We start from the raw sequence: 5,397 nt of genomic DNA, 5'->3' as shown, positions 1-5,397 counted from the left end.
CCGTTCGCGATCGCTGACGCGACCGCGCTCACCGAGGCCGGCTACGTCGGCGAGGACGTCGAGAACATCCTGCTCAAGCTGATCCAGGCCGCCGACTACGACGTCAAGAAGGCCGAGACCGGGATCATCTACATCGACGAGATCGACAAGGTGGCCCGCAAGGCGGAGAACCCCTCGATCACGCGTGACGTCTCCGGCGAGGGCGTGCAGCAGGCGCTGCTCAAGATCCTCGAGGGCACCACCGCCTCCGTGCCGCCGCAGGGTGGGCGCAAGCACCCGCACCAGGAGTTCATCCAGATCGACACGACGAACATCCTGTTCATCGTCGGTGGAGCGTTCTCCGGGCTCGAGCACATCGTCGAGCAGCGGATCGGCAAGAAGACCCTCGGCTTCGGCGCCGACCTGCCGAGCAAGGCCGAGCGCGACATGGAGCGGATCTTCTCCGAGGTCATGCCCGAGGACCTGCTCAAGTTCGGCCTGATCCCCGAGTTCATCGGCCGGCTCCCGGTGATCGCCACCGTCGACAAGCTCAACCGCGAGGCGCTGGTCCAGATCCTCACCGAGCCGCGCAACGCGCTGATCAAGCAGTACCAGAAGCTGTTCGATCTCGACGGTGTGGAGCTCGAGTTCACCGACGACGCCGTCGACGCCGTCGCCGACCTGGCGATGGTGCGCGGCACCGGCGCCCGCGGCCTGCGCGCCATCATCGAGGAGGTCCTCCTCCACGTGATGTACGACGTGCCCTCGCGCGAGGACGTCGCCAAGGTGGTCGTGACCGGCGAGGTCGTCAGCGACAACGTGAACCCGACCCTCGTCCCGCGAGAGCCGGAAGCCAAGAAGAAGAAGTCCGCCTGACGATTTCGTCGAGCGGAGCACCGTCACGTCAGTGCGGTGCGGCTGGACGGCGTACCGGGGGAGCGTCAAGCGGCTTGGCCGCGGCGGCCGGCGCCCCTCTCAGTCAGGCACTCGGTGTCCGGCCGACGCGCCGCCGCAGCGACCCGGGACGTCGGCCGGGCGTGCCGCGCGGACCTGTAGGTGCCCCATCGCGAATCCGCTTGGACGGACCCCACCTGCTGACTAGGCTCGCCGCGTGACCCCCCACCTGGCGCCCCTGTCCCTGCCCGAGTCCGACTGGGAGGGGTGGCTGGGAGAGCGCTGCGACGCCGAGCTCGGCCGGGCCGCCTCGCTCGTCGAGGACCTTAAGCAGGGAGGCCGCGACGCGGAGTCCACGCTGTCCCTCTGGAACGACGTCAACCTCGCCCTGTCCAACGCGTTCGCCGCCGCGTCCCTGCTCTCCAACGTCCACCCCGACGAGGCGGTCCGGAACCGCGGCGAGCGCGCGGAGCAGGCCGCGCACAAGCTGTTGACCGAGATCGGTCTCGACCGCGAGCTGTTCGAGGTGCTCGACGGCGTGGACCCGGCCGCGCTCGACGAGGCCGCCCGACGAGTGCTGAGCCTGGCCCTTCGTGACTTCCGGCGCGCCGGCGTCGACCAGGACGACGACGTCCGGGCCCGGATCCGGGAGCTGTCGGAGCGGGAGACCGAGGTCGGCCAGACGTTCGGCAAGAACATCCGCGACGGCGTGCGCACGATCAGCGTCTCCCCGGAGCAGCTCGACGGACTGCCCACTGACTACGTCGAGGCTCACCAGCCGGGGGAGGACGGCGCCGTCACGATCACGACGGAGTATCCCGACTACGTGCCGTTCATGACCTTCGGGCGCGACCGCGACGCGCGGGCGGCCCTGCTGCACGAGTTCCGTAATCGGGCCTGGCCCGAGAACGACGCGGTGCTCAAGGAGCTCCTCGAGCTGCGTCACGAGCACGCTCGGCTGCTCGGCTACGCGGACTGGCCGTCGTACGACGCCGAGGTGAAGATGATTGGCAAGGGTTCGGCGATCCCCGAGTTCATCGACCGGATCGCGGACGCCGCCGAGGCCCCCGGCCGGCGAGACATGGACGTCCTCCTCACCCGGCTGCGGCAGGACCACCCCGACGTCGACGCGGTCGACGGGCGGGACGCGTCGTACTACGCGGAGGTGATCCGGCGGGAGAACTTCGACGTCGACGCCCAGGAGGTGCGCACCTACTTCGACTTCACGAAGGTGCGGGCCGGACTGCTCGCGGTGACCGGCCGGCTGTTCGACATCGAGTACGTCGAGGTGGACGCGCCGACCTGGCACGAGGACGTCGCGTCCTACGACGTGATGCGCAACGGTGACCGGCTCGGCCGGATCCACCTGGACCTGCACCCCCGGGCCGGGAAGTACTCCCACGCCGCGCAGTTCGACCTGGTCCCCGGCATCCGCGACCGCCAGCTCGCCGAGGGCGTGCTGGTCTGCAACTTCTCGCGCGGCCTGATGGAGCACGACCACGTCGTCACGCTGTTCCACGAGTTCGGCCACCTGGTGCACCACGTGCTCGCCGGCCGGCACGACTGGACCCGGTTCTCCGGGGTCGCGACCGAGTGGGACTTCGTCGAGGCGCCGTCGCAGATGCTCGAGGAGTGGGCCTGGGACGCCGACGTCCTGCAGACCTTCGCCACGAACGCCGACGGCGAGCCGATCCCGGCCGAGCTGGTCGCGAAGATGCGCGCGGCCAACGAGTTCGGCAAGGGCTACTACGCCCGGACCCAGATGTTCTACGCGGCGACGTCGTACCACCTGCACCATCAGGTCCCCGACGACCTCACCTCCGCGATGAAGGAGATGCAGGCGAAGTACGACCTCTTCGGCTACGTCCCGGACACGCACTTCCACGCGTCGTTCGGGCACCTGCACGGCTACGGGTCCGGCTACTACACGTACATGTGGAGCCTGGTGATCGCGAAGGACCTGTTCTCCGCCTTCGACCCCGACGACCTGTTCGACACCGAGGTCGCCCACCGCTACCGCGACCGGATCCTCGCCGCCGGGGGTAGCAAGGACGCCGCCGACCTGGTCGCGGACTTCCTCGGCCGCCCCTACAACTTCGACGCCTTCGAGGCCTGGCTCCAACGCTGAACAACGATTCGTCTGCGCTCTATGGGGTGATTCACGCGGGAGGATCGCAGACGAATCCGTCGGGCACGCCGATCTCGACGAGGTCGCGGACGATCGACCACGGATCCAGCCGGAGCTCGACGCTCGAGCAGCGCAGCACCGACCGCCCGGACAGTACGACGGAGCGCTCACGCTGCATGTCCTGCCACCAGTGCTCGGTGCGCATGTGGAACGAGCCATCGATCTCCAGCACCACGATCCGACCGTCCGGGAGGTGCCACTCGCAGTCGAGGTAGCGGCGCCGGCCGTCGCGGTCCCGGCGCAGCACCTGCCGGTCGGGCCGCGGCAGCCCGGCCTCGGCGCACAGCCGCCCGACGTCGATCTCGGCGAACGACTGGGCGCCGCCTTCGATGTCGCCGAGCGCCAGGGTGAAGTGCGCCTTGTGGCGCAGCTTGCGGATCTGCAGGACCGCGGTGGCAAGGCGGTCGGGTGTGCTGAGACCCTGCTGGACGACGGCCGCCAGCAGCCCGATGCCTCGCCGGATCGAGCGGTCGCGCTCCGCGGCGAGCAACGCGGCGTGCTCGATCCGGAGCCTGGGCAGCCTCGAGTCGGGGTCGACCCAGTAGGCATAGGGCCGGCGCGTCTGCCGGAAGGTGTAGCCGGGCAGGGGCAGGACCAGGTCGCCCTTCGGTGTGAGTACGTCGACCGTGGCCGGGGCGGTCCAGCGCAACCCGGCCGTCACGCACGCGGTGAGGTGGGAGAGCACGGCTCCACGTCCGGCGTGCAGGACGCCGAGCCAGAGTCGCTGCTCGTGCGACAGCGGGCCGGTCTGCAGGGCGACGACCGACGGAGCGAGCTGGTGCCACCGGCCCGTGTCGATCTCGTGGCGCACCTGCTCGACGCTCCAGCCGGCGTCGTAGAGCTGGCTGCGGTGGACCACCCCGACCTGACGGGCGAGGAGCTGGGCGACGGAGTCGAGTCGCTCACGGCGACGGGTCGCTGCTGCTGGGGCCATCCCCGCATCGTCGTACTCGGGCGGGCGTCGTGCGCTCGGTCGTCCACAGGGCGCGACTCACAAGCGGATTCGTCTGCGGTCCGCCTCCGAGAATCACCCCATAGACCGCAGACGAATCGTTGTGGCTCAGGCGATCTCGGCGTCGACGGTGATCTCGGCGTGGTCGGAGGGCGTGAAGGAGAGGTCGCCGGTGATGACGCCCGCGGCGCGGATGTCGTCGGCGGCCCGCTCGGCGGCCTGGAGCTGCTCGGCGGGACCGGAGACGGTCACCGACGACAGCTCGGTGCGCATCTTGACCTTGGCCTGCGACTTGGCGCCGCGGACCCCGGTGAGCACCGCGGCGACGGCGCCGAGCATGGCCGGGTCGGCGGACGCGGCGGAGCCGAGGTCACCGGCGGTGGGCCAGGGCTGCCGGTGCACCGAACCCTCCTGCCACCACGACCAGACCTCCTCGGTCACGTAGGGCAGGAACGGCGCGAGCAGTCGCAGCTGTGCGTGCAGGGCGATCGCCAGCGCGGCCTTCGCCGAGGAGGCGGCGTCGTCACCGCGGGCGCCGTACGCCCGCTCCTTGACCAGCTCGAGGTAGTCGTCGCAGAACTCCCAGAAGAACTTCTCGGTGACCTCGAGCGCGGTCGTGTAGTCGTAGGCCTCGAAGGCGTTGGTGGCCCGCGCGATGACGGTGGCCAGGCCGCCGAGCATCGCGCAGTCGACCGGCTCGCTCACCGCCGAAGGCTGCAACGTCGTCGCGCCCACGCTGCCGAGCACGAACTTCGAGGCGTTGAGCACCTTCATCGCCAACCGGCGGCCGACCTTCATCTGGGTCTCGTCGAACGGCGAGTCCAGTCCCGGACGGGCGACGGCCGCGCGCCACCGGACCGCGTCGGAACCGAACCTGTCGAGGATCTCCGTCGGGACGATGGCGTTGCCCTTGGACTTGGAGAGCTTCTTGCGGTCCTCGTCGACGATGAACCCGGACACCATCGCGGTCCGCCACGGGGCGACGCCCTGCTCGAAGTGGGCGCGGACGACGCGGGAGAAGAGCCAGGTCCGGATGATGTCATGGGCCTGGGTCGCGAGGTCCATCGGGAAGACCCGCTGGAACAGGTCGTCGTCGGTCTCCCAGCGACCGGCGATCTGCGGGGTGAGCGAGGAGGTGGCCCAGGTGTCCATCACGTCCGGGTCGCCGATGAAGCCGTCCGGCTTGCCACGCTGTGAGGGCTCGTAGCCGCCGGGGGTGTCGGTCGACGGATCGACCGGCAGCTCGGCCTCGGTCGGCAGCAGCAGGCGGGTGTAGTCGGGCTCGCCCTCGGCGTCGAGCGGGTACCAGACCGGGAACGGGATGCCGAAGAAGCGCTGACGCGAGACCAGCCAGTCGCCGTTGAGCCCTCCGACCCAGTTGTCG

General features: G+C 70.0%; 4 protein-coding genes. 2 read left to right on the top strand and 2 right to left on the bottom strand.

Annotated features, from left to right (window positions below; translation table 11 throughout):
- Window positions 1–855 (top strand): ATP-dependent Clp protease ATP-binding subunit ClpX (gene clpX / locus VFH10_RS07990; RefSeq protein ID WP_325127587.1); only part of this gene is annotated, 855 nt, incomplete at its 5' end.
- A 235-nt stretch (window positions 856–1,090) separates the two neighbouring features.
- Entirely contained in the window at window positions 1,091–3,001 is a 1,911-nt protein-coding gene (locus VFH10_RS07985; protein ID WP_325127586.1) for a M3 family metallopeptidase, read from the top strand.
- Window positions 3,002–3,032: 31 nt separating this feature from the next.
- Here VFH10_RS07985 and VFH10_RS07980 read toward each other — a convergent pair whose 3' ends face one another.
- Together VFH10_RS07980 and VFH10_RS07975 are read right to left on the bottom strand one after the other, a co-directional pair.
- Window positions 3,033–3,995 carry a hypothetical protein gene (locus VFH10_RS07980; RefSeq protein WP_325127585.1) on the bottom strand — a complete coding sequence of 321 codons (963 nt, stop codon included), beginning with the start codon at window positions 3,993–3,995 and terminating at the stop codon, window positions 3,033–3,035.
- Between the two features lie 126 nt (window positions 3,996–4,121).
- Window positions 4,122–5,397 (bottom strand): class I tRNA ligase family protein (locus VFH10_RS07975; RefSeq protein ID WP_325127584.1); only part of this gene is annotated, 1,276 nt, incomplete at its 5' end.

The sequence above is a fragment of the Nocardioides sp. genome (genome assembly GCF_035697785.1).
In the GTDB taxonomy this organism is placed as follows: Bacteria; Actinomycetota; Actinomycetes; order Propionibacteriales; family Nocardioidaceae; genus Nocardioides_B.
The sequence above is the reverse complement of the archived record's forward strand: the minus strand, read 5'-3'. Positions and strand labels throughout refer to the sequence as shown.